Origin of the sequence: Alcanivorax sp. MD8A (genome assembly GCF_002888555.1) — a bacterium.
Classification (GTDB): Bacteria; Pseudomonadota; Gammaproteobacteria; order Pseudomonadales; family Alcanivoracaceae; genus Alcanivorax.
Map to the genome: position 1 here is coordinate 133026 of NZ_AQOQ01000005.1, position 20154 is coordinate 153179.

Annotated in this window: 17 protein-coding genes and 1 other RNA gene; 7 read left to right on the forward strand and 11 right to left on the reverse strand. The window is 56.6% G+C overall.

Features of this window, described 5'->3' with window-relative positions:
• Positions 1 to 35: 35 nt before the first annotated feature.
• Positions 36 to 611 carry a nucleotide exchange factor GrpE gene (gene grpE / locus A15D_RS04410; RefSeq protein WP_102790919.1) on the reverse strand — a complete coding sequence of 192 codons (576 nt, stop codon included), beginning with the start codon at positions 609 to 611 and terminating at the stop codon, positions 36 to 38.
• 350 nt (positions 612 to 961) lie between these two features.
• Positions 962 to 2011 (reverse strand): heat-inducible transcriptional repressor HrcA, encoded by a 1050-nt coding sequence (gene hrcA, locus A15D_RS04415; RefSeq protein WP_022985331.1) that lies wholly within the window; start codon positions 2009 to 2011, stop codon positions 962 to 964.
• A gap of 139 nt (positions 2012 to 2150) precedes the next feature.
• Between hrcA and recN the strand changes: the two genes are divergently transcribed.
• On the forward strand, positions 2151 to 3818 hold the full coding sequence (gene recN, locus A15D_RS04420; RefSeq protein WP_102790920.1) for a DNA repair protein RecN: 1668 nt from the start codon (positions 2151 to 2153) through the stop codon (positions 3816 to 3818).
• A 505-nt stretch (positions 3819 to 4323) separates the two neighbouring features.
• Here recN and fur read toward each other — a convergent pair.
• Positions 4324 to 4725 (reverse strand): ferric iron uptake transcriptional regulator, encoded by a 402-nt coding sequence (fur, locus tag A15D_RS04425; protein ID WP_022985334.1) that lies wholly within the window; start codon positions 4723 to 4725, stop codon positions 4324 to 4326.
• A 109-nt stretch (positions 4726 to 4834) separates the two neighbouring features.
• Between fur and A15D_RS04430 the strand changes: the two genes are divergently transcribed.
• The gene (locus tag A15D_RS04430; RefSeq protein ID WP_102790921.1) at positions 4835 to 5242 is read left to right on the forward strand and encodes an outer membrane protein assembly factor BamE; all 408 of its coding nucleotides are present in this window, start codon (positions 4835 to 4837) and stop codon (positions 5240 to 5242) included.
• A 63-nt stretch (positions 5243 to 5305) separates the two neighbouring features.
• On the opposite strand, the gene A15D_RS04435 is transcribed toward A15D_RS04430, so the two are convergent.
• Together A15D_RS04435 and A15D_RS04440 are read right to left on the reverse strand one after the other, a co-directional pair.
• Positions 5306 to 5608 (reverse strand): RnfH family protein, encoded by a 303-nt coding sequence (locus A15D_RS04435; protein WP_102790922.1) that lies wholly within the window; start codon positions 5606 to 5608, stop codon positions 5306 to 5308.
• On the reverse strand, positions 5608 to 7167 hold the full coding sequence (locus tag A15D_RS04440; protein WP_102790923.1) for a sodium-dependent transporter: 1560 nt from the start codon (positions 7165 to 7167) through the stop codon (positions 5608 to 5610). Before A15D_RS04440 ends, A15D_RS04435 begins: the two co-directional genes overlap by 1 nt.
• 143 nt (positions 7168 to 7310) lie before the next feature.
• On the opposite strand from A15D_RS04440, the gene smpB reads away from it, so the two are divergent.
• Positions 7311 to 7790: an SsrA-binding protein SmpB gene (gene smpB, locus A15D_RS04445; RefSeq protein WP_102790924.1), complete on the forward strand. Its 480-nt coding sequence runs from the start codon at positions 7311 to 7313 to the stop codon at positions 7788 to 7790.
• A gap of 78 nt (positions 7791 to 7868) precedes the next feature.
• On the opposite strand, the gene A15D_RS04450 is transcribed toward smpB, so the two are convergent.
• Positions 7869 to 8147, reverse strand: a complete 279-nt coding sequence (locus tag A15D_RS04450) for a hypothetical protein (protein ID WP_102790925.1) — start codon at positions 8145 to 8147, stop codon at positions 7869 to 7871.
• A 45-nt stretch (positions 8148 to 8192) separates the two neighbouring features.
• Between A15D_RS04450 and A15D_RS17145 the strand changes: the two genes are divergently transcribed.
• Together A15D_RS17145 and ssrA are read left to right on the forward strand one after the other, a co-directional pair.
• The gene (locus tag A15D_RS17145) at positions 8193 to 8501 is read left to right on the forward strand and encodes a hypothetical protein (protein WP_146026844.1); all 309 of its coding nucleotides are present in this window, start codon (positions 8193 to 8195) and stop codon (positions 8499 to 8501) included.
• Between the two features lie 60 nt (positions 8502 to 8561).
• Positions 8562 to 8918: a transfer-messenger RNA gene (gene ssrA, locus A15D_RS04455) on the forward strand.
• A gap of 163 nt (positions 8919 to 9081) precedes the next feature.
• Here the strand turns inward: ssrA and A15D_RS04460 are convergent.
• Complete coding sequence (locus tag A15D_RS04460) at positions 9082 to 12933, reverse strand: DUF3427 domain-containing protein (protein ID WP_102790926.1); 3852 nt, start codon at positions 12931 to 12933, stop codon at positions 9082 to 9084.
• Between the two features lie 113 nt (positions 12934 to 13046).
• On the reverse strand, positions 13047 to 13313 hold the full coding sequence (locus tag A15D_RS04465) for a hypothetical protein (protein WP_102790927.1): 267 nt from the start codon (positions 13311 to 13313) through the stop codon (positions 13047 to 13049).
• Positions 13314 to 13495: 182 nt separating this feature from the next.
• Here A15D_RS04465 and A15D_RS04470 point away from each other — a divergent pair, with 182 nt between their 5' ends.
• Both A15D_RS04470 and A15D_RS04475 read left to right on the forward strand, forming a co-directional pair.
• On the forward strand, positions 13496 to 13852 hold the full coding sequence (locus tag A15D_RS04470) for a hypothetical protein (protein WP_102790928.1): 357 nt from the start codon (positions 13496 to 13498) through the stop codon (positions 13850 to 13852).
• 188 nt (positions 13853 to 14040) lie between these two features.
• On the forward strand, positions 14041 to 15846 hold the full coding sequence (locus A15D_RS04475; RefSeq protein WP_102790929.1) for a S8 family serine peptidase: 1806 nt from the start codon (positions 14041 to 14043) through the stop codon (positions 15844 to 15846).
• Positions 15847 to 16007: 161 nt separating this feature from the next.
• Here A15D_RS04475 and A15D_RS04480 read toward each other — a convergent pair whose 3' ends face one another.
• The 3 genes from A15D_RS04480 to ahpC form a co-directional block, all read right to left on the reverse strand.
• Positions 16008 to 17567, reverse strand: coding sequence for a cryptochrome/photolyase family protein (locus A15D_RS04480; protein WP_233192067.1), 1560 nt, complete (start codon positions 17565 to 17567; stop codon positions 16008 to 16010).
• A gap of 122 nt (positions 17568 to 17689) precedes the next feature.
• A complete protein-coding gene (gene ahpF / locus A15D_RS04485; RefSeq protein ID WP_102790930.1) occupies positions 17690 to 19306 on the reverse strand; it encodes an alkyl hydroperoxide reductase subunit F in 1617 nt (538 codons plus the stop codon).
• Between the two features lie 126 nt (positions 19307 to 19432).
• On the reverse strand, positions 19433 to 19996 hold the full coding sequence (ahpC, locus tag A15D_RS04490) for an alkyl hydroperoxide reductase subunit C (RefSeq protein ID WP_102790931.1): 564 nt from the start codon (positions 19994 to 19996) through the stop codon (positions 19433 to 19435).
• Positions 19997 to 20154 lie beyond the last annotated feature (158 nt).

Below are 20154 nucleotides of genomic sequence, written 5' to 3' on the forward strand. Positions count from 1 at the left end.
CCTGACTTCCGACGTCAGACGTCCGACCAGAATCTTTATGGCGCCTTGCTGACCACCACCCGCGCCGGGCGAATCAGACGGCCATTGAGCTGATAGCCTTTCTCCAGCACCTCAATCACCGTGTTCGGGTCCACATTGGGTACCGGCACCATGGTCATGGCTTCATGCAATTCCGGATTGAACGGCTCATCGCTGGGGCTGATCTGCTCCAGGTTGTACTTGCCGAACACATCCAGCAGGGACTTGAGGGTCAGCTCGATGCCTTCACGGGCCGGCTTCAGGGCCTCGTCTTGCGCATCCAGCGCCGCCAGCCCACGCTCCAGGTTGTCTGCCACACTCAGCAGATCACCCGCGAATTTTTCCAGCGCGAACTTGTGGGCGTGCTGCACATCACGCTCGGCACGCTTGCGCACGTTCTGCACTTCGGCCTGGGCACGGACATCAGCCTCACCCAGTGCCTTCTTTACTTTCGCCAGTTCGGCTTCCATCTCGGCCAGCGCCTCTTCGGCGGTGGGCTCGGCTGCCTCTGCCTCGGCCTGAGCAGCCTGCTGCTCTTCCACGGTTTCTACCTGCGGCTCAGCGGCCTTCTGGTCTTTTTCCTGCTCACTCATTTGTCACTCCACATCCCTAAACCGGGCTTTTCCAGGAAAGCCGGCAAAGATATGGGAACTGTTGGTGGGGATTCAAGGGAAAGGTAGTGAATAGTTAATAGTGAACAGTTAACAGCGCCGCGAGAGGGGTTGGTGGGTGCCGGGACGGCGCAGGGCGCGTTCAGGCGGCTGTCAGCGCATCCTGTGGGAGCTTGCCTGCAAGCGATGGCCCTCCGCCTCCCCCCACCCGCGTCAGATCATGCTGAGGGAGCGGTGGTTCCACCGCGATTTTCAGCACCCTGCCGAGGGATCGTGGTCGAACGACCACTCCCACAGAGCCTTCGGCTACAGGCAGTTAGCTGTCAACTGAATTACAGCTGGGTGAGGGCCGCCGAGAGGATCTTGGCGGTGATATCCACGGTGGGGATCACTTTTTCGTAGTCCATGCGGGTGGGCCCCACCACGGCGAGAACGCCCACCGGGCCGTTCTCGGCACGGTAAGGGGCAGAAATCAGCGAGTAATCCTCGAAGGGACGAAAACCGGATTCCCGGCCAATGAAAATCTGCACCCCGTCGGCCTTCATGGAACGCTCCAGCAAATGCAGGATATCGCGCTTGTGGTTGAAGGCATCAAACAGATCCCGCAGCTGGCCCAGATTGTCCGCCTCGGCAGACTGAATCAGGTTGGACTCACCGGAAACCACATAATCAGAATCAGATTGCTCCGTGCGCAGGGCCTTGTCGGCCACCGCCACCGCCGTTTGCATCAGGGCATCCATCTGCTGACGGTCCGCATTCATGGTATTGAGCAGGCCATCGCAGATACTATTCAGATCGCAACCGGCATAGGTGTGATTGATGTAGTTGGCGGCCTGCCGCAGCTCCACCTCATCGTAATCCCGGTCGGTATGAATGATACGGTTCTGCACCTCAGAGCGGTTCACCACCAGCACCACCAGCACCCGCTTGCCCGACAAGGGCAGAAACTCCACCTGCCGCAGGGTGCTCACCTCACGGCGTGGCACCGCTACCAGCCCCGCCATACGCGTCAGCTCCGCCAGCGTCTTTGACGCCTGGGCGATCAACTCTTGCGGCGATTGCTCCGGCGCCAGCAGCTGGTTCAACTCGCGCTTCAGATCCCTGTGATCCGGCCGCTCCATCACACTGGTCGCCAGTAGGGAATCCACATACATGCGGTAACCCAATTCGGTCGGAATCCGCCCGGCAGACGTATGCGGGCTGGCCAGAATGCCCAGATCCTCCAGCTCCGCCATGATATTGCGGATGGTGGCCGGGCTGACTTTGAGACCACTGCCGGAAGCCAGCGTCTTGGAACCCACCGGCTGGCCATCGCGAATATGGCGCTCCACCAGCGTCATCAACAGGCGTTGTTTGCGTTCGTTGAGGTCCAGTTTAGTCATGGGAATATATGTACCAGAAAGTCCCGGTCATTATACAGCCCCACAGGGACTTACACTTCCCCGCTGTTTGCCCTAGTATTGGCTTTACTGACCATAAGGACAGCACCTTCATCAGTGCAGGCAAATGCAGGAGAGCCCGATGCTGACCCACCTGAGTGTTCGCCACTTCGCCACCGTCGACCAGCTGGAGCTGGAGCCAGAGAACGGACTTACCGTCATCAGCGGCGAAACCGGCGCGGGCAAGTCTGTCATTATCGATGCGCTGGGGCTGACCCTGGGAGATCGGGCCGACTCCAGCGTGGTACGGCACGGGCATGACCGGGCTGAGGTGCTCGCCACCTTTGATGTCAGCGACAATCCAGCCGCCCGGCAATGGCTGTCGGAACGGGAACTGGACGACGACAACCAGTGTCTGTTGCGCCGCACCGTGCGCGCCGATGGCCGCTCCCGGGCCTACGTGAATGGCACGCCGACCCCGCTGGCAGAAGTCCGCGATCTGGGCGAACGCCTGATCAGCATCCACAGCCAGCATGAACACCAGGCCCTGCTCAAGAAAGAGGCCCACCGGCAACTACTGGACAATTTCGCCGATGCCCGCGATCTGGCCGGCACCGTGCGTGAGCAGTGGCGCAGCTGGCAGAAAGCCCGTCGCGCCCACGACGACGCCCTCAACCAGGCCCGTGAGCAAAACGAGCGTGAAGAACTGCTGCGCTTCCAGCTGGAAGAACTGGACGCGCTTGCCCTGCAGGAAGGCGAATTGCAGGAGCTGGAACAGGAACAGCAGCGTCTGGCCAACGCCGAAGGGCTGATTCGTATCTGCCAGCAATCGCTTGGCGCCTTGTACGAAGGCGACGACGGCACCTGCAACGATCACCTCAGCCAGGTAAGCCACTGGCTCGATGATGCGCGCCGGCAAGATGAAGGCCTGGCCAGTATTGCCGACACAGTGGAATCCGCCCGCCTGCAAGTCGAAGCCGCGGCCGACGACCTGCGCCACTACCTGGAAAAACTTGATCTGGATCCGGAACGCCTCAGCCAGGTAGAAGAGCGCCTGAGCCAGTGCTACACCCTGGCCCGCAAATACCGCATTCGCCCCGAAGAACTGGTGGAGCACCATCAGGGGCTGCTGTCGGAATCCGAAGCGCTGGGCAATGTGGACGCCCACCTCCATGCCCTGGCAGAAGCGGAAAGCGCAGCAGAAAAGCAGTACATGGACAGCGCCCTGACACTCGGCAAGGCCCGGCGCAAGGCCGCCCAGTCACTCACCCAGCAAGTCCAGAAACAGCTCACCGCACTGGGCATGAAAGCTGCCGTACTCGAAGCGCGCCTGAGCGAATGCAACCCCGGCGCCGACGGGCTCGAGGACGTCGAATTCCTGTTCTCCGCCAACCCCGGCCAACCCCTGAAACCGCTGGGCAAAGTGGCCTCCGGCGGTGAATTGTCGAGGGTCAGCTTGGCCATTCAGGTGATCTGCGCCCGCAACCTCACCGTGCCCAGCCTGGTCTTCGATGAAGTCGACGTGGGCGTCGGCGGCGGTGTCGCCGAAATTGTCGGGCGCCTGCTGCGCGAGCTGGGCAGCCACGCGCAAGTACTGTGCATTACTCACCAGGCCCAGGTCGCCAGCCAGGGCCATCAGCACTGGCAAGTCAGCAAGATTCAGGGCGACGACACCACCCACACCCGCATCCACGGGCTCGATAAAGCGGCCAGAGTCGAAGAACTGGCCAGAATGCTGGGGGGCGTGGAAATCACTGAATCCACCCGCACCCACGCGAAAGAAATGCTGAGCAAGGCGCAAGCGGCCTGAAAGGCAGTTAATCGTTAACAGTGAATAGTTAATAGCTGCGCGGGAAGGGTTGGGCGGACTGACATGCCGTGCCCGCGCTCAAACCACTGTCATCAGCCTCCTGTGGCAGCCTGCTTGCAAGAGAAAGGCAGGATTCGGGAAAACACCTCCTGCAGGCATACCCAAAATTACACAGAGCACCCCAAAGGGAAAGCCTAACCCCGACCTTCCTGTGGGAGCGGTGGTTCCACCGCGATTTTCCCGGCAACGCCGGGATCGTGGTCGAACGACCACTCCCACAGTGCGATATCTCCACACGCCGACATCAAATCCAGCGCCATCCCCCGTAGGAGCCCATGCTCGCATGGCGATCCCCTCCCCCGGCAAAAGGCCAACGCATCGTCATGCAAGCATGAATGCCTGCAGGGAAAAGGGTGTTCTGGGGGCACTGACTGGGAGAGGGAGGGGAACAGCCCACGCAACACCCGGGGCTCCCCGCGTGTTGCGTGCCGCTGCGCGAAGCGTCTTACTTCTTCGGCTTCACGTACAGGACCAGCGAGTGGTCCACAATCTCGTAACCGTGCTCTTCTGCAATGGCGTGCTGACGCTTCTCGATCACCTCGTCCATAAACTCGATAACCTGCCCGGTTTCCATGCACACCATATGGTCATGATGGTCTTCATCGGCCAGCTCAAAGACCGCCGAGCCACCTTCAAAATTGTGGCGCAACACCATGCCGGCCTGCTCGAACTGGGTCAGCACCCGGTACACGGTTGCCAGCCCCACGTCTTCGCCCGCTTCCATCAGCGACTTGTAGATGTCTTCCGCGCTCAGGTGACGCTCTTCGGACTTTTCCAGCTGCTGCAGGATTTTCACCCGCGGCAAGGTCACTTTAAGGCCCGCTTTTCTCAGATCCTGATTATCCACTGCGTATGCTCCATCTGCCGTTGGGTGGCTATTATGTCGATGTCCGGAAACTTGTACCGCGATTCCAAGTCTGTATTATCGCCCGAACACTCAATGAAGTCGAAAAACCATGCCACGTATTACCGTCACATTGCTTATCACTGCCCTGCTCGCCCTGTCTGGCTGTAGCAGCCTGCGCTTCCCCGGGGTTTACCGCATCGATATCCCCCAGGGCAACTTTGTGACAGAAGACATGCTCGCCGATCTGAAGCCCGGCATGTCTCCCGACCAGGTACGCTTCGTCCTGGGCGCGCCAACCCTGGTGGATCCCTTCACGCCCGATGTCTGGTTCTACCCCATGACCTACCGTCCCGGCAAAGGGGACAATGTCAGCCAGAAGATCGCCATCTACTTTGAAGGCGGCCAGTACAGCCACTACGAAGGTCAGGTGATCGACGATTTCAAGGCGAAGACCAGCGGCCGAAATGATCGCGACCTTCAGCAAACCGCCGAAGAGCGCAAGGAAGACGCAGAGTAAACCGCACTCCGTCTCGCCAGACGCTTCCGCCAAGCCCCGGTCAGCACCGGGGCCCGCTCCTCCTCAGTCCTTCCCGGCCTTTTCCTGTGCCCGTTTCTTGCGATTGAGCTTGGGATCCGCCTTGAGCCCGCGGTAAATCTCTACACGCTCACCGGCCTTCAGCGCATGGGCGGAGGGATTGGCCACCACCTTGCCAAACACCCCCATCGAGGCCTTTTCCAGGTCCCAGCCTTCGAACTGCTCACTGATCCCCGAGAGCCGCACCGCCTCCAGCATGGTCGTGCCTTCCGGCACGTCCAGCCCGACGAGACGCTGCTTTTCCGGCAGGGCAAACGCCACTTCCACATGAATCAGGGTATCGGCCATTACCGGGCCTCCTGCGCCGCAGGTACATCCGCCGCGGCAGGCGTCTCGGGCAACGACTCCCCTTGCACCTCAGGCAGCTCGGTCACGGGCGGCTGATCTGCCGGCTCAACAGGTGCCGCCTGCTCAGCCACAGGCGCCTCAGCAACCGGCTCATCCGCCTTTTCCGGCGCAAAGGTGCTCCACACGGAGTACACCACCAACACAATCACCGCCACCGGCGAGAAGATGCGCACCAGCGCCCGCCAGATCAGGTATAGCGGGAAGCTCTTCATCGCGAGCTCCTTGCGGGCATGGGTCTCTTTCATCACCCAACCGGCAAAGACCGCGATCAACAATCCGCCCAACGGCAACATGATCGTCGTAGACAGGAATTCCATGTTGTCGAAGAAGGTACCGACCAGGAAGGTCTTGTCCTTCCAGATATTGAACGACAGCACCGACCCCAGCCCCAGCACCCAGGCGCCCAGCCCCACAATCACCGAAGACATGGCACGGTTAACGCCCTTTTCGACCAGCCAGGCCACCACCGGCTCCGCCAGACTGATAGAGGAACTCCAGGCGGCACACACCACCAGCACGAAAAACAGCGAACCGAACAACATACCGCCCGGCATCTGACCAAACGCCAGCGGCAAGGTCACAAACATCATGCCCGGTCCCTGCCCGGCCTCCAGCCCACCGGAGAACAGCAACGGGAACATGGCCACACCGCTACCCAGCGCAACCAGCGTGTCCAGCAAGGCAATAATGATCACCGTGGACATGATGGACACCGGCTTCTTCTTGCCAGCCTTACCAGGCACTTGCCGCGGCATATAGGCCCCATAGGCCATGATCGCGCCCATACCCAGGCTCAGGGTAAAAAAGGCCTGGCCGACAGCGGTAATCACTGCCTGACCATTGAGCTTGGAAAAGTCGAAGGCAAACAGGAACTCGATACCCTGCATGAAACCCGGCGTCGTGGCGGCGTAGCCCACCAGCACCAGCAACAGCACAAACAGCAGCGGCATCAGGATCTGCACGGCTTTTTCCAGCCCCCCTTTTACGCCACGGCCAACCACCACCATGGTCAGCAGCATGAACAGGGTGTGATACCCCATCATCAGCCAGGGACTGGCCAGCATGTCATCAAAACGGGCACCGGACTGGGCAGCCGTAATCCCCTGGAAGGCACCCTGCACCGCTTCCCACGTGTAGTAGAGTGCCCAGCTGGCCACCACGGAATAGAAAGACAAGATCAGGAACGCCGACAGCACCCCCATATATCCGATCCAGGACCAACGCTGGGTGACCTTGCTCTCCGCCGCCAGCTTGCGCATGGTGTTAATCGGGCTCATCCCGCCCTTGCGGCCCAGCATCACTTCCGCCGCCATGATCGGCACACCCACCACCGCGATACACAGCAGGTACAACAAGACAAATGCCCCGCCCCCGTTTTCGCCGGTGATGTAAGGGAAACGCCAGATGTTCCCCAACCCGACCGCAGAACCGGTCGCCGCCAGAATAAAAACCCAACGGCTGGCCCACATGCCGTGAACCGGCTTGCTCTCTTGCTTCATAACATCTGTACCCTAGTTAACGTGGCGCTATTCTCTTATTTTTTGCCATGCGGGCTCAACCCGAAGTAACCACTCACATACAGGCGCTTGCCATAGACAAAGCGCTATTCGACGCCCCGGCCATGCTCTATAATCGCCCGCCTATGGGAAAAGCCAACAAAAAAGCCAAAGCACCGTCCGCCACCATTGCGCAAAATCGCAAGGCGCGTCACGAATACCATCTGGAAGAGCACTTTGAAGCCGGCCTGGTTCTGGAAGGCTGGGAAGTGAAGTCCATGCGTGCCGGCAAAGCCAACCTCAGCGAAGCCTACGTCCTGCTCAAGGATGGCGAGGCCTTCCTGTTTGGTGCCCGCATCGAGCCGCTGAACACGGCCAGCACCCACATCACCCCGGACCCGGTACGCACACGCAAGCTGCTGCTACACCGTCGCGAGCTGGGGCAGGTATTTGGTGGGGTACAGAAAGACGGCTTCACCTGCGTACCGGTGAGCCTGTACTGGAAGAAAGGGTTCGCCAAGTGCGACATTGCACTGGCCAAGGGCAAACAGAAATTCGACAAGCGCGCCACCGAGAAAGAGCGCGACTGGAACCGGCAGAAGCAGCGCCTCATGCGGCAGGGCTGATCACCAGCCCCGCCCCGGCCCGCCGGGGTTGGCAAACACCACCCCGACCAACCTCAAGACACTGTCTAAAGCCGGCAATTACGCCGTATGGCGCTCTACGCTGTCCGCCCGACTGTCGCCGCGCAGCTGCCAGTAAAACTGGAGCCAGGCACGCAGTACCGCCGGCAGAAAGTAGACCGCAAACAGGATCACCGGAATACGGGCGTCCGGCGTTGCCAGGTCCACCAGGTAGACACCAGCAGCGTAAGCCGCCAGGGCGAATACCAGTTGCAGCGCTCTGTAGAGCAGCGGCTGAGCCTTCAAAGGCGACAGTGCCTTCTCGGAAACTTGCCCTGCTGACCGAAAGATCGTGTTCATCTTCCTTCTCCTTAATGAACGACAATGCTTTGATCAGCGGCCTTCATGAACATCAATCTCAAGGCTCGCTGTAAAGCCATTGTGTGGATACACAATCTCGAACCCCATGCGTCATGGTGGCTTTTGGCTACCCCGCACATGGATTCGACCTTGCCACCGAAGACCTCATCATTTATTGATGACATTATTCCGTGGCACACCGCTATATTGCGCCGGAAAGATGACACAACAAGGGCAAAAGGTCAGATTGTCGGACAACAGATGTGTATTCAGGTAACACTTTTCACAGCCCGGTTACTTTATGAACCGCTTTCAGCCCAAAATCGATCAAAAAACACGCAAAATCCATTTTAATCGTCCGACACACTTGTCGATCGACTTCCCCCACCCCATCTCCTACAATAGCCGTTCACAGGGGCCGACCTGGATTCGACGCCGGTATTGAACTCTGTGGTGCATGTCGAGAAGGTCACGAGTCTCGTAAATCATTTGTGGCACATTAAAGTAATCGCAAACGACGATTCTTACGCACTAGCAGCTTAAACCCTGCTTATCGCCAATCGACCCTGCCTGTGGGGAAGAGCGGCGAGCATCGCAACACAGGCTCGCAGCAACGTCCGCCCCGGATCGCGCTGTTAAAACTCTTAGGGGCTCGGCTTTCACGTCCTGCCAATCGGGTTGTGAAGGCTTAAATCAATAGATCTGGCTAAGCATGTAGACCTGCAGATGGATTGCTGACGGACGCGGGTTCGATTCCCGCCGGCTCCACCAAACAGCACCAATGAAAAGGGCCACCCCAATGGGGTGGCCCTTTTTTGTGGCGTTATCCAACGCCTGATGCCAATGATCACCCTAGAGCGGAAATCGGCGTCAAGCCGATCGCCGCGATCTATTACAGCCGAGCCCAACGAGGAAAATCATTTTAACTCGCCCATCACTCCACCACAGCGGCCAACTTAAACACCACACTCATTGGCTTACTTCCTTCATGCGTTCGGTAATCAACCGGTCCATAGTAGGTAAAGGGGGCAGCCTTTCCCTTCTCCAGCTTGTTTTCACGAACAAACAAATGGATAGAGATCCCTAGATGCTTGTGGCTGATGATCTCTCGACCTTTCTTATGCTCTGGCGTAACAGAACGCTGGCTTTGCCAATGGAATGTGCTTTCATCAATCCAATGGTCCACATACCGGTGATCTTCAGCCTTTCCCTGCTTGTTCAGCGTAACCAGTAGCACATGAGCAGAAGCATCGCTTAGGCAAACATGTCCGCTCTGCCAGTTTCCCGGGTTATAAACCTCACCAAAAAGTGGAGGTATTTCATCTCTCATGAGCCTCTGGCCGACGGCCATGTCCAAAGGGCTCACTACTGACTTAAGCCGAGCAAAGGTGCGAATTTGATCACTTAGCTCGGGGGATACCTCAATATCTTCATAGTCAGGGTTGGCCGCTCTTAGGTAATACTCACCTTGCCCACGTTTCTTCACCGTTCTCAAAAGATACTGGGTATCCCCAGCTTCATCTAAACGCTCAATCGCGAATATTTTTTCCGTAATTGACCCAGCATTGTTTGGGGTAACATGTTCAAGAAGCAGGTAGTCACCGTCATGAATAGGGGATTTACCACCGTTCATTGAGTTACCTGAGGCTCTTGCAATGAAATGCCGAGAGGGGTCTAGGCGACCATAACCCGCTCCCAGAGAACGATACTCTTCAGAGTCCGCCTGACTATTTCTGAAATGACCGCAGGCTATTTTCAGAGACGAGAAATAAGGGAGCTCGACGCACAACTTTGCATTGGGACCAGCATAACTTGGGTGATCCAGTATCTGCTGCACTGAGGAGCGGGCCTCATAGGAAGCTAATCGGTACTCCACAATCTCACGAGCCATCTCCGACAACGCCTCGCTTCCCTCATCGGGTAGCGGAATACAGCTTTCAAAACGACCATCGCTAACCTTGAATAAAGGAGGCACCTTATTTACCCAATGATCGACGGGATTCTTCTTCCAGTATCGAAACCATTGCTCTGATTCACCGGAGGCCTCTTTAACCGCATCCGATATTTCCGTGAACAATCGCGGCCTTCGTTGAAGAACGCTCCAGGACGCTGACGATAGCGCTTCTAGCGACGGTGGCTTTCTCCAGCCATCCATTTGCATAAAGGCCTCAAGCAGTATCATCTTGAAGGACTTCGACATTGCAGTGGTCTCGATCTCTAAAAGCAATGCCTTATGGCTTTTGAATAGCTCAATCTGCGCGGGCAGCAGATCCTCCATCTCCCCTACTAGATCAAACCAACTTCCATGCTGCTTCCTCATCCGAGATACGCTAGCACCATATCGGTAATACTCGGTTAGCGTTGGCCTTCGCCCCAGCGTCTCTTTTAAGGATAGGTACTCATCTTCGACTCCCGAGGAAGCCAACCCTTTAAGAAACTCAATAATCTTCAGGTCATAATTGACAAAACAGCCATCAGGCAGAGATAGTTCACCGGTTTCTGCTCTGCTTGCAAAGTCTGCCAGCTGTCGATGAGTCATTGACTCCCCCATCAAAGCCTGGGGCTTATGCAGAAAAGAATGGTGATTACCCACAAAGTCCATGATAACCAGCTTTTCTTTACCCGGGCTTTTTCTCAGCCCTCTACCTATCTGCTGAAGAAATAGAACTTTAGATTCGGTAGGTCTAAGTAGAAGAACAGTATCAATCGATGGTAGATCCACCCCCTCATTGAATAAATCAACGGAGAAAACAACCTGTAATTCACCATTATTCAATAGTTCCAGCGCCTCTCCACGAGACATTGTCGAATCCCCGTGAACCGAAGCTGCTGGAATTCCAGCCTTATCAAACTGCTCAGCCATGAAATCAGCATGTTTTCTTGAAACGCAAAACGCCAACGTCCTGGTTTGACAGTGTTGTCGCCATATTCTCAAGGCGTGCCTTGCTCGCGCCAAGGTGGCCAATTTATTTCCCAGCAAAGCAGGATCAAACTTCCCATTCCGCCAAGGAATCTCTTTGTAATCCACCGATTCATCAAAGATCCCATAGTAATGAAAGGGAACAAGGTGATTCTCTTTCACGCCATTCAGCAATGGAAATTCATAAACAAGGTTGTCGTCGCACAGCGATAGAATGTCAGATCTATCCGTTCTATCAGGTGTGGCGGTTAGGCCAAGTAAGAAATGCGGAACAAAGTAATCAAGCAATCGATGATAGGTAGGCGCCGATGCATGATGAAATTCATCTACAACGATATAGTCGAAGTGTCGAGGGTCAAACTCGCGCAAATGCTCCTCTTTCCCCAACGTCTGCACTGAGGCACAGAGTATATCCGCGGCCTTATTGCGGACACTTCCCATATAGTAGCCCACACGGCTTTTCGGCCTAATGCAGATATAGGTCTCCGCAGCTTGCTTTAGAATTTCCTCTCGATGCGCGACAAAGAGTATTCTCCTGGCCCCCATTTGGTTGGCATCAAATGCAGAAAGCCAGGTTTTCCCCAGCCCCGTTGCCAACACCACCAAACCCCGCCCAAACCCCTCCTCTCTGGTCTTGTCGAGAGCACTCAATGCCTCACTCTGTACCAGCGTTGGTACAGGAGGGGCCTCAGCTTCGTCGCTACCTGGAGCAATGGCTTTCGGCGGAGGAACTCGCCGAGCCTCATAATCATCGACCCACTGATCAGAAAGCTCCACCACATTAGGGGATTCAAAAAGCTCCTCAAAACGCTGCGCAGCTTCTAAGTACCCTTCGTCAGGCGGAAAATCCACTTGATAGTTCCACTCAATTCCCGCCTGCAATGCCTGAGCACTAATATTGCTAGACCCGATAAAGGCTCGCCCCCACCTTCTCGAACCATGATCATGGCCGGAAAATAGATACGCCTTTAAATGAAAGCTAGATCCCTTACTTTCATAAACCCGGACATCAGCACCCTGTTGTTTGAGTAACAGCAGCGCTCTGAGGGCAGCCGGGTCAGTAATGTCGAGATAGTCACTAGTAAGAATTCGAATCTGTGCCGGTTTTTTTAACTCATCGTCGCTAATCGCATTCTGTAAATCAGGATAAATTAGGTTTAACCCTGTTTTCTTCACAAATGCCACAGCCAAATCAATCTGGCTTGCCTGGCTAATTGATTGGCACAATTTCGGAAGAAAATGCTGGTATTTCCCACCCGTGATCAGCTTTTGAGGCTTTTCCTTTTTCTTGACCACAACGATATTTAACCAACTATGATCCCGTTCTGGGCGGGTATCTTCTGTATGCCAGAAACGCTGACTATCAACCTGATCTAACTGGCTAACCCAATCTTTAGCAACCTCCTCACTGGCATCAGTGAAGTGCCGTCCTAACTCTTCTCGCTCACCGCTGCCGGCTTTAAAGCTCATATAAAAAGCGCCGCCGGGCTTTAATGCGATCCATAAGGCCTGGATAGCAATCACTAAATCATGCTTTGGAAGATGAAGAAGACTGGCGCAAGCCCAAATTCCATCATAGGCAGCCCGCTCCTTCACATCAGAGAATAGACGCTGCTCAACCGCTACCCCCGTTTCTTGAGAAGCCAGTTTGGCAATCGCTTCAGATCCATCAAATGCAGAGACTCGATAACCTAAGCCTTGAAAATACAGTGCGTCACGAGCGGACCCACAACCCGCATCTAAGATATGGCCTCCCTCGGGGACGAGAGGCAAAAACTCATCGTAAATTTTCCGCATATCCACAGAAAGCGTCGCGTCCACAAACGCCTTGGCGTTGCGGTTGTAATAATCTAGCGTATTCGCCATGACTACCCTTAACTTATTGAATCCCCATAGCTTTCAGAGCCTAACAGCACGGTAGCGAGTCGCCAAAGCAGAAATTATCATGACAGGACATCTGCCAACTTCGTTGTAACAAGCTAAGTCGACTTAGAAATTGATTTGAGCTCATGAAGAGCCAGATCATCACCATCTAAACCATGATCCTCAAAGTAGGCAGTAGGCCAACCCAGCTCCTCTGGTTGAAAATGCAAAACATCGGGCCAAACCTGCAGATCGGCAAACCGATCATGCAGCATGCTTTCAGCTTCCTCAGGGCTTTCGATCCCCTCCAGTTCCACAACGACAGATTCATATTGCTTGTAGTTACTGGCGTCTCGATACAAGTAACTCACCTCAAACTTCATGCGCACTCCTCCCTGCCCCCCTTTTTATCCTCCGCCCCTAAGACCAACAATCAGGCGAAATGCCTGGGAAGCTCCCCTAAGTGCTACACCAGCCCGCGATAAATAACGTTCATCTGCTTCTCTTTGACCCTCCGCCAGCCCACCCCTAAGCTGATCAAAAGCGCCACGGACGGATAACAACAATGAAGCTCACCACTCTCACCCCGCCTCTGGAAGCTCTGCATGCCTCCTGTGACGACATTCTTCTGGTCTCTCTGATCAGCCATGACGGGCTGCCGGTGGTGCATTTTGGTGAGGGGCTGGATTTTGATGATCAGAGTGCGCTGTTTTTCGAGATGAAGAAGGCCTGTGACCGGGTACTGGCCAGCCTGAAGCTGGGACACAGTGAGGAGGTATTTATTCGCTGTCGCGAAGGCTGCATCAGCATTTGGCCGGTAAACGACATGGTGTTTGCCTGCCTGGCAACGCCTGCGATCAATTCACAGCGGATGCAGATGCTGGTGTGGAAGACCATATCGCAGCTTCGCGGGCTGATTTGAATGGGCACACCAAGGCTTGCGAAGCCCCAGTTCTTCACGGCCAGTTCTCATTTTTACCAAACCCGTGACATTTAAGGGATGACTCCCACCACCCGCCGTTTTTAACAACAAAAACACTACACCCGGCCCATGGAGAGATACATGGCGTTTCCCTAGCGTTCTGACACTAACGTACTGGAGGAAACGCAATGTCGCGACCGACATTCAAGGCCGCCCTGCTGGCGGCCATTCTTGGGGGAAGTGTTCTATCACCTGCCTGGGCAGACAGCACCACGCAAGAGGCGCCCGCCCCGGGGCATATCATCGAGAACCAATATATTGTCACTCTGGCACCGAACATTACCGATGTGCTGGGCGTCAACGACCTGACGACTGCGATTCGCACCCTGCTGGCCGGTATTGGCGGCGGCGATGTGCTGTTTACTTATCAGCATGCGTTGACGGGGATGACGGTTCAGCTGACGGATTTGCAGGCGTCACTGCTGGGTGTGCTGCCTGGCGTTCTGGCGATCGAGCCTGATCGGGCGGTGACCGCTGTTGCCACACAGAACAACGCGACCTGGGGACTGGATCGCGTAGACCAGCCTTTACTTCCACTGGATAACCGCTTCCAGTACCCCGACAGTGGCGGCCAGGACGTCACCGTCTATGTGGTCGACACGGGCTTGCGCTCCACCCACAACGACTTTGCTGGCCGCGTGTCACCGGGCCGGAACTTTGTCAGTACCGGGGGTTTCCTGTTTGGCGGGGGCTCAATCGACCCTGCGGATACCGAAGACTGTAATGGCCACGGCACCCATGTGGCCGGCACGGCGGTGGGTACCACGTGGGGTGTCGCCAAGCAGGCCAACATTGCCCCGGTCCGCGTGCTGGGCTGTAACGGCAGTGGCAGCAATTCCGGCGTCATTGCCGGGGTCGACTGGGTGGCCGGCAATCACCGCAAACCCGCCGTGGCCAACCTCTCGCTGGGGGGCACCAACTCAACGGCGCTGGATACGGCTGTCCGCAATGCCATCAATGCGGGGGTCACCATGGTGGTGGCGGCGGGCAACGACAACGTGAATGCCTGCAACGGCTCACCCAACCGTGTTGCGGAAGCGTTGACCGTCGGCGCCACGACCCGTGAAGACCGGCGCTCGTCGTTCTCCAATTACGGTGCCTGTGTGGACCTGTTTGCCCCGGGCAGCGATATCACCTCGGCCTGGTATCAATCTGACACCCAGACCGCAAGCCTGAACGGCACCTCCATGGCCGCCCCCCATGCGGCCGGGGCCGCCGCGCTCTACCTGGCGGCCAACCCCAGCGCCTCACCATCGGCGGTGAACCTGGCCCTGGTCAACGATGCCGTCACCGGCGTGATTGGCAACGCGGGCAGCCAGTCCCCTAACCGTCTGCTGCAAATCACCCAACAGGATGGATCTGGCATTGACCGGCTACCGACCGCGGCGTTTAGCGCGGATTGTCAGGGCACGGTGTGTTCACTGGATGCCAGTGGCTCCACCGATGACGTGGCGGTAGCCGCCTGGGACTGGACCCTGGGAGATGGCAACGTGGCCAGTGGCGAGCAAATCAGCCATGACTACGGGGCGGATGGGGAATTCACCATTACGCTGACCGTGACAGATACCGCCAACCAGACCGGCTCCACGGAGCAAACCGTGACGGTGGGTAGCGAGACCTCTCCCTGTCCGGACTGCACTCGCTACGAAGGGCAACTGAATGGCGGGAGCAGCGTTGTGCTGCCGTCCAATGGCTTCAGCTACGCCGGCGGCCCCATTGATGGCTGGTTGCAAAGCCCTGCCGGCGCCACCTTTACCGTGACCCTGCAAAGCCAGAGCTGCTTCCTGTTCTTCTGCAGCTGGAACAATGTGGCCTCCGCCAGCCCGCAAGGGGGCATGGCCGAAATCCACACCAATGTGGGCAGCGGCGTGTATCGCTGGCAGGTTAGCGCGCAAAGTGGTTCCGGCACATACACCCTGCTGACCAATCCTTGAGGAACGCCATCGTTCCTTGATCGTTTCTGCCTAAGCATTGCCGGCGTCATCCTCCTGGTGCGCCGGCTTTTTTCTTTTTACGCGAAGTAAATCGGAAACATCGCCAAACCCGAGCGATAGATCACGCCACGGCTGCAAGCCCCCCGTCGACGATCTGTCAGTTAAAGCGAGTCTGGGTTAGCCCGTAATGATTCTGCCCGAGCCAGCATGGCGTTGACCTTGTCGGCATCCATGCGATCAAGGTTGCGGTAAATCATTTTCATCCGGTGGTTAGTGGAAAATTGCCCTCGATGCCGGTGAATAAAATGCCAGTACAGACTATTGAAAGGACAACTGTCTGACTCGGTAGCGGTTTTGACATCGTACTGGCAGTGCTTGCAATAATCCGACATGCGATTGATGTAACTGCCCGAGGCCGCGTAGGGCTTGCTCCCCAGGTAGCCGCCATCGGCATGCATCACCATGCCAAGGGTGTTGGGCAATTCCACCCAGTCAAACGCATCGGCATAGACCTCCAGATACCACTGGCAGATCGCATCGGGCAGCACACCCAATAACAGCGCGAAGTTACCGGTGACCATAAGTCGCTGAATATGATGAGCGTAGGCATGCTCGAGCGTATTGCGAAAGCACTCTGCCATGCAGTGCATTTTGGTCTCGCCGGTCCAGTAGTACGACGGCAGAGGCCGGTGATTACCAAGCCGGTTTTCCTTTGCGTAATCCGGCATCAACAGCCAGTAGATTCCGCGCACATATTCCCGCCAGCCAAGGATTTGGCGAATGAACCCTTCCACCGCATTGAGTGGCGCATCGCCATCATAATAGGCCTGCTCTGCGGCCTGGCAGACGGCCATGGGTTCGAGCAGACCAAGATTAAGGTAAGGGGACAGCAAGCTATGGAACAGGGTGTCCTCGCCGGTGACCATGGCATCCTGATAGTCGCCAAAGCACGGCAACCGGTGTTCAATAAAATGCGCCAGCGCCTGCTGCGCCTGCCGGGTAGTGGTGCCCCACTGGAAATGCTGCAGTGAACCGGGATGATCGGCGAAATGCTTCGCCACCAGCCCCAGCACCTGCTCGTCTATTGCATCGCGTGTAAAGGTCAGGACAGGTGGCAGGGGGGTCTTGCCCTTGTAGGGTTGGCGGTTGCTGCTGTCGTAATTCCACTTGCCGCCGACCGGCTCGCTTCCTTCCATCAGCAGGGAGGTATGGCGGCGCATTTCGCGGTAAAAGAATTCCATGCGCAGCTGTTTCTTGCCCGCCGCCCAGCGCGGGAAAAAGCCGGGGGCACACAAAAAACGTGTGTCATCGAGGCAAGTCACCTCTACCCCGCAGGACACGGACCACTGTTGATCGATGCGTTGCTGCAAGCGGTACTCACCACAATGGGTGACCACGATGCCTTGCGCCTCTCGATAATGGTCGGCCAGCAAGGACTCGAAATCGCGGTGACGGTGCTCGCCGTACGGGTAGTAATCCACCTGCCAGCCCTGCTGCTGCAGGTCGGTGGCGAAGTGGCGCATGGCACTGAAGATCAGGGCGATCTTCTGCTTGTGATGCTTTACATAAGTGGCTTCATCGGCCAGTTCAGCCATGACCAGCCTGTCCCGCTGTTTATCCAGGTGCGCAAGGGTTGGCAAGCTCAGGCTGAGCTGATCGCCGAGAATGATACCGATTTTCACCCATGCCCCCTGCGGATATTCACCTTTACGGGGCATCATGGAAGACAGCCTGTACAGGAAAGGTGAAGACCTCTACGCCTGCACTGACGACTCTGCACATAAACCCAAAAGCCACCGCAATGCGGTGGCTTTTGGGGGTTCCGCGGGTGAGCGCCTGCGGGTCAGGCGACGGCAGATTCCTTCTGCTCGTCCTTGCTCTTCTCGTACAGGGCTTCGAGTCGATCGCCCTGGGTCATCAGGTATTCAAAGGCGGCCAGCGAAGCCTTGGCGCCTTCACCCATGCTGATCACGATCTGCTTGTACGGCACGGTAGTGACGTCGCCGGCAGCGTAAATGCCTTCCTCGGATGTCTGGCATTTTTCATTGATCTCAATCTCGCCAAAGCGGGTGCGGGCCACCACATCGCCCAGGAACTCGCTGTTGGGCACCAGACCGATCTGCACGAACACACCTTCCAACGGCAGCTCTTTCACTTCTTCGGTCGCACGATCCACAAACTCGATAGCGCTGACCTTGCCGTTGGTGGCCTTGATTTCACGGGTGGCCACATTCTTGAGGATGGTGACGTTGGCTTTTTCTTCTGCCTTGTCGACCAGCACCTTGTCGGCCTTCAGCTCCGGCATGAATTCGAACACGGTCACCGACTTCACGATGCCGGCCAGATCCAGGGCCGCTTCGATACCGGAGTTACCGCCACCGATCACCGCCACATCCTTGCCTTTGAAGAAGGGCCCATCACAGTGCGGGCAGTAGGCCACGCCGTTGCCCACGTTCTCTTTCTCGCCGGGCACACCCAGCTCGCGCCATTTGGCGCCGGTGGCGACGATAAGGGTCTTGGTGTCGATCTCTTCACCGGAAGACAGCACGACCTTTTTGATTTCCCCTTTTTCAACGCGCGCCACCTTCAGGTGCTCTTTCACGGTGACATCGTATTCGTTCATGTGCGCCTGCAGGGCGCCAGACAATTCCGGACCGGTAGTCTTCTTCACCGAGATCAGGTTCTCGATGTCCATGGTGTCTTTCACCTGACCGCCAATACGGTCGGCAATCAGGGTCACTTTCAGGCCTTTACGGGCACTGTAAATCGCAGAGGCGACACCCGCCGGGCCACCCCCAATGACGGTCACGTCCTGCAGCGGCAGTTTTTCGCCCGCGCCCGCCTGGGCAAGGGTCGGGTCGTGCGCCATGAGCTTGTCGATCAGCTCGGCAGCGGTCACCTTGCCATTGGCGAACAGTTCGCCATTCAGGTACACGCTGGGCACACCTTGAATATCACGCTCGCTTACCACGTCCTGATACAGGCCGCCGTCGATCATCTCAGCCGTGATATTCGGATTCAGCAGTGCAAACTGGTTTAACGCCTGGACCACATCCGGGCAGTTGTGACAGCTGAGGCTGATGAACACCTCAAAGTTCAGCTCGCCTTTGGCACCTGCCACCATACGCTGGAGGCTGTCATCCAGTTTGATATCGGTCCCGGATGCCTGCAAAAAAGCCAGCACCAGGGAATTGAATTCGTGGCCTGCGGGAATACCGGAGAAACGGATACCGGTGTCTTCACCGTCGGCTTCCAGCAGGAAACTGATCGGGCTGCGCAGTGTTTCGCCCAGATCGCGTTCTTCAAACGCCAGGTTGTCACTGACACCGGCAATATCAGAAAGGAAGCTGGCCAGTTCGTCGCGCTTGTCATGGGATCCGCTTTGCAGCACGAAAGTGACTTTCTTCTGCATGTTGGCGGCGTAGCCCTTGAGAGCCTGCAAAATTTCATTCGTGAGCATGTGTATTCCCTTAACGTGATTCAGTATTCAGTGACATGAAGGCAAACCCTCCCCCTGCCCCTCCCCCATGACAGGGGAGAGGAGCCTCCATACATGGAGGAAAATCAGGGAGTGGGTGAGGCCGGTTTAGATCTTGCCGACCAGGTCGAGAGATGGGGCCAGAGTGGCTTCGCCTTCTTTCCATTTGGCCGGGCACACTTCGCCGGGATGGTTACGAACGTACTGGGCCGCTTTCACTTTGCGCAGCAGGTCGTCCGCGTCACGGCCGATACCTTCGGCAGTGATTTCCATGGCCTGGATGATGCCATCCGGATCGACCAGGAAGGTCGCACGATCTGCCAGGCCCTGGCCTTCACGCATCACTTCAAAGTTGTTAGTGATGGTGCCGGTCTGGTCGCCAACCATGTAGTAGTTGATCTTGCCGATGGTATCGGAAGTATCGTGCCACGCTTTGTGGGTGAAGTGGGTGTCGGTGGAAACAGAGAATACTTCCACACCCAGCTTCTGCAGCTCTTCGTATTTGTCAGCCACGTCGCCCAGCTCGGTGGGGCAAACGAAAGTGAAGTCGGCCGGGTAGAAGAAGAAGATGGCCCACTTGCCTTTAACGTCTGCTTCAGAGATCTCTACGAAATCGCCCTGCTTGAATGCAGTGGCGTTGAACGGTTTGATCTCGCTGTTGATAAGTGCCATGTGTCTAAGACTCCCTAGGTGTTGGTCATTAAGTCGTTTAGGCGAGAGACAGGATGCGCAATTCTCGGCAATTGGTAAATTTAAAAGCTTTTATGGCAGCTATAGGCATTACCTAAGGGAACCTCTGAGTAACTCCTTGCATGCTCAGCGTGACCTGG

Bases quoted from the DNA above. Each gene is read 5' to 3' on its own strand.
- grpE (WP_102790919.1), bottom strand. From the start codon at position 611: ATGAGTGAGCAGGAAAAAGACCAGAAGGCCGCTGAGCCGCAGGTAGAA.
- A15D_RS04470 (WP_102790928.1), top strand. From the start codon at position 13,496: ATGAAGCTCACCACTCTCACCCCGCCTCTGGAAGCTCTGCATGCCTCC.
- A15D_RS04480 (WP_233192067.1), bottom strand. From the start codon at position 17,567: ATGATGCCCCGTAAAGGTGAATATCCGCAGGGGGCATGGGTGAAAATC.
- A15D_RS04430 (WP_102790921.1), top strand. From the start codon at position 4,835: ATGCCACGTATTACCGTCACATTGCTTATCACTGCCCTGCTCGCCCTG.
- A15D_RS04440 (WP_102790923.1), bottom strand. From the start codon at position 7,167: ATGAAGCAAGAGAGCAAGCCGGTTCACGGCATGTGGGCCAGCCGTTGG.
- ahpC (WP_102790931.1), bottom strand. From the start codon at position 19,996: ATGGCACTTATCAACAGCGAGATCAAACCGTTCAACGCCACTGCATTC.
- hrcA (WP_022985331.1), bottom strand. From the start codon at position 2,011: ATGACTAAACTGGACCTCAACGAACGCAAACAACGCCTGTTGATGACG.
- A15D_RS04450 (WP_102790925.1), bottom strand. From the start codon at position 8,147: ATGAACACGATCTTTCGGTCAGCAGGGCAAGTTTCCGAGAAGGCACTG.
- A15D_RS04460 (WP_102790926.1), bottom strand. From the start codon at position 12,933: ATGGCGAATACGCTAGATTATTACAACCGCAACGCCAAGGCGTTTGTG.
- smpB (WP_102790924.1), top strand. From the start codon at position 7,311: ATGGGAAAAGCCAACAAAAAAGCCAAAGCACCGTCCGCCACCATTGCG.
- recN (WP_102790920.1), top strand. From the start codon at position 2,151: ATGCTGACCCACCTGAGTGTTCGCCACTTCGCCACCGTCGACCAGCTG.
- A15D_RS17145 (WP_146026844.1), top strand. From the start codon at position 8,193: ATGAACATCAATCTCAAGGCTCGCTGTAAAGCCATTGTGTGGATACAC.
- A15D_RS04475 (WP_102790929.1), top strand. From the start codon at position 14,041: ATGTCGCGACCGACATTCAAGGCCGCCCTGCTGGCGGCCATTCTTGGG.
- A15D_RS04435 (WP_102790922.1), bottom strand. From the start codon at position 5,608: ATGGCCGATACCCTGATTCATGTGGAAGTGGCGTTTGCCCTGCCGGAA.
- ahpF (WP_102790930.1), bottom strand. From the start codon at position 19,306: ATGCTCACGAATGAAATTTTGCAGGCTCTCAAGGGCTACGCCGCCAAC.
- A15D_RS04465 (WP_102790927.1), bottom strand. From the start codon at position 13,313: ATGAAGTTTGAGGTGAGTTACTTGTATCGAGACGCCAGTAACTACAAG.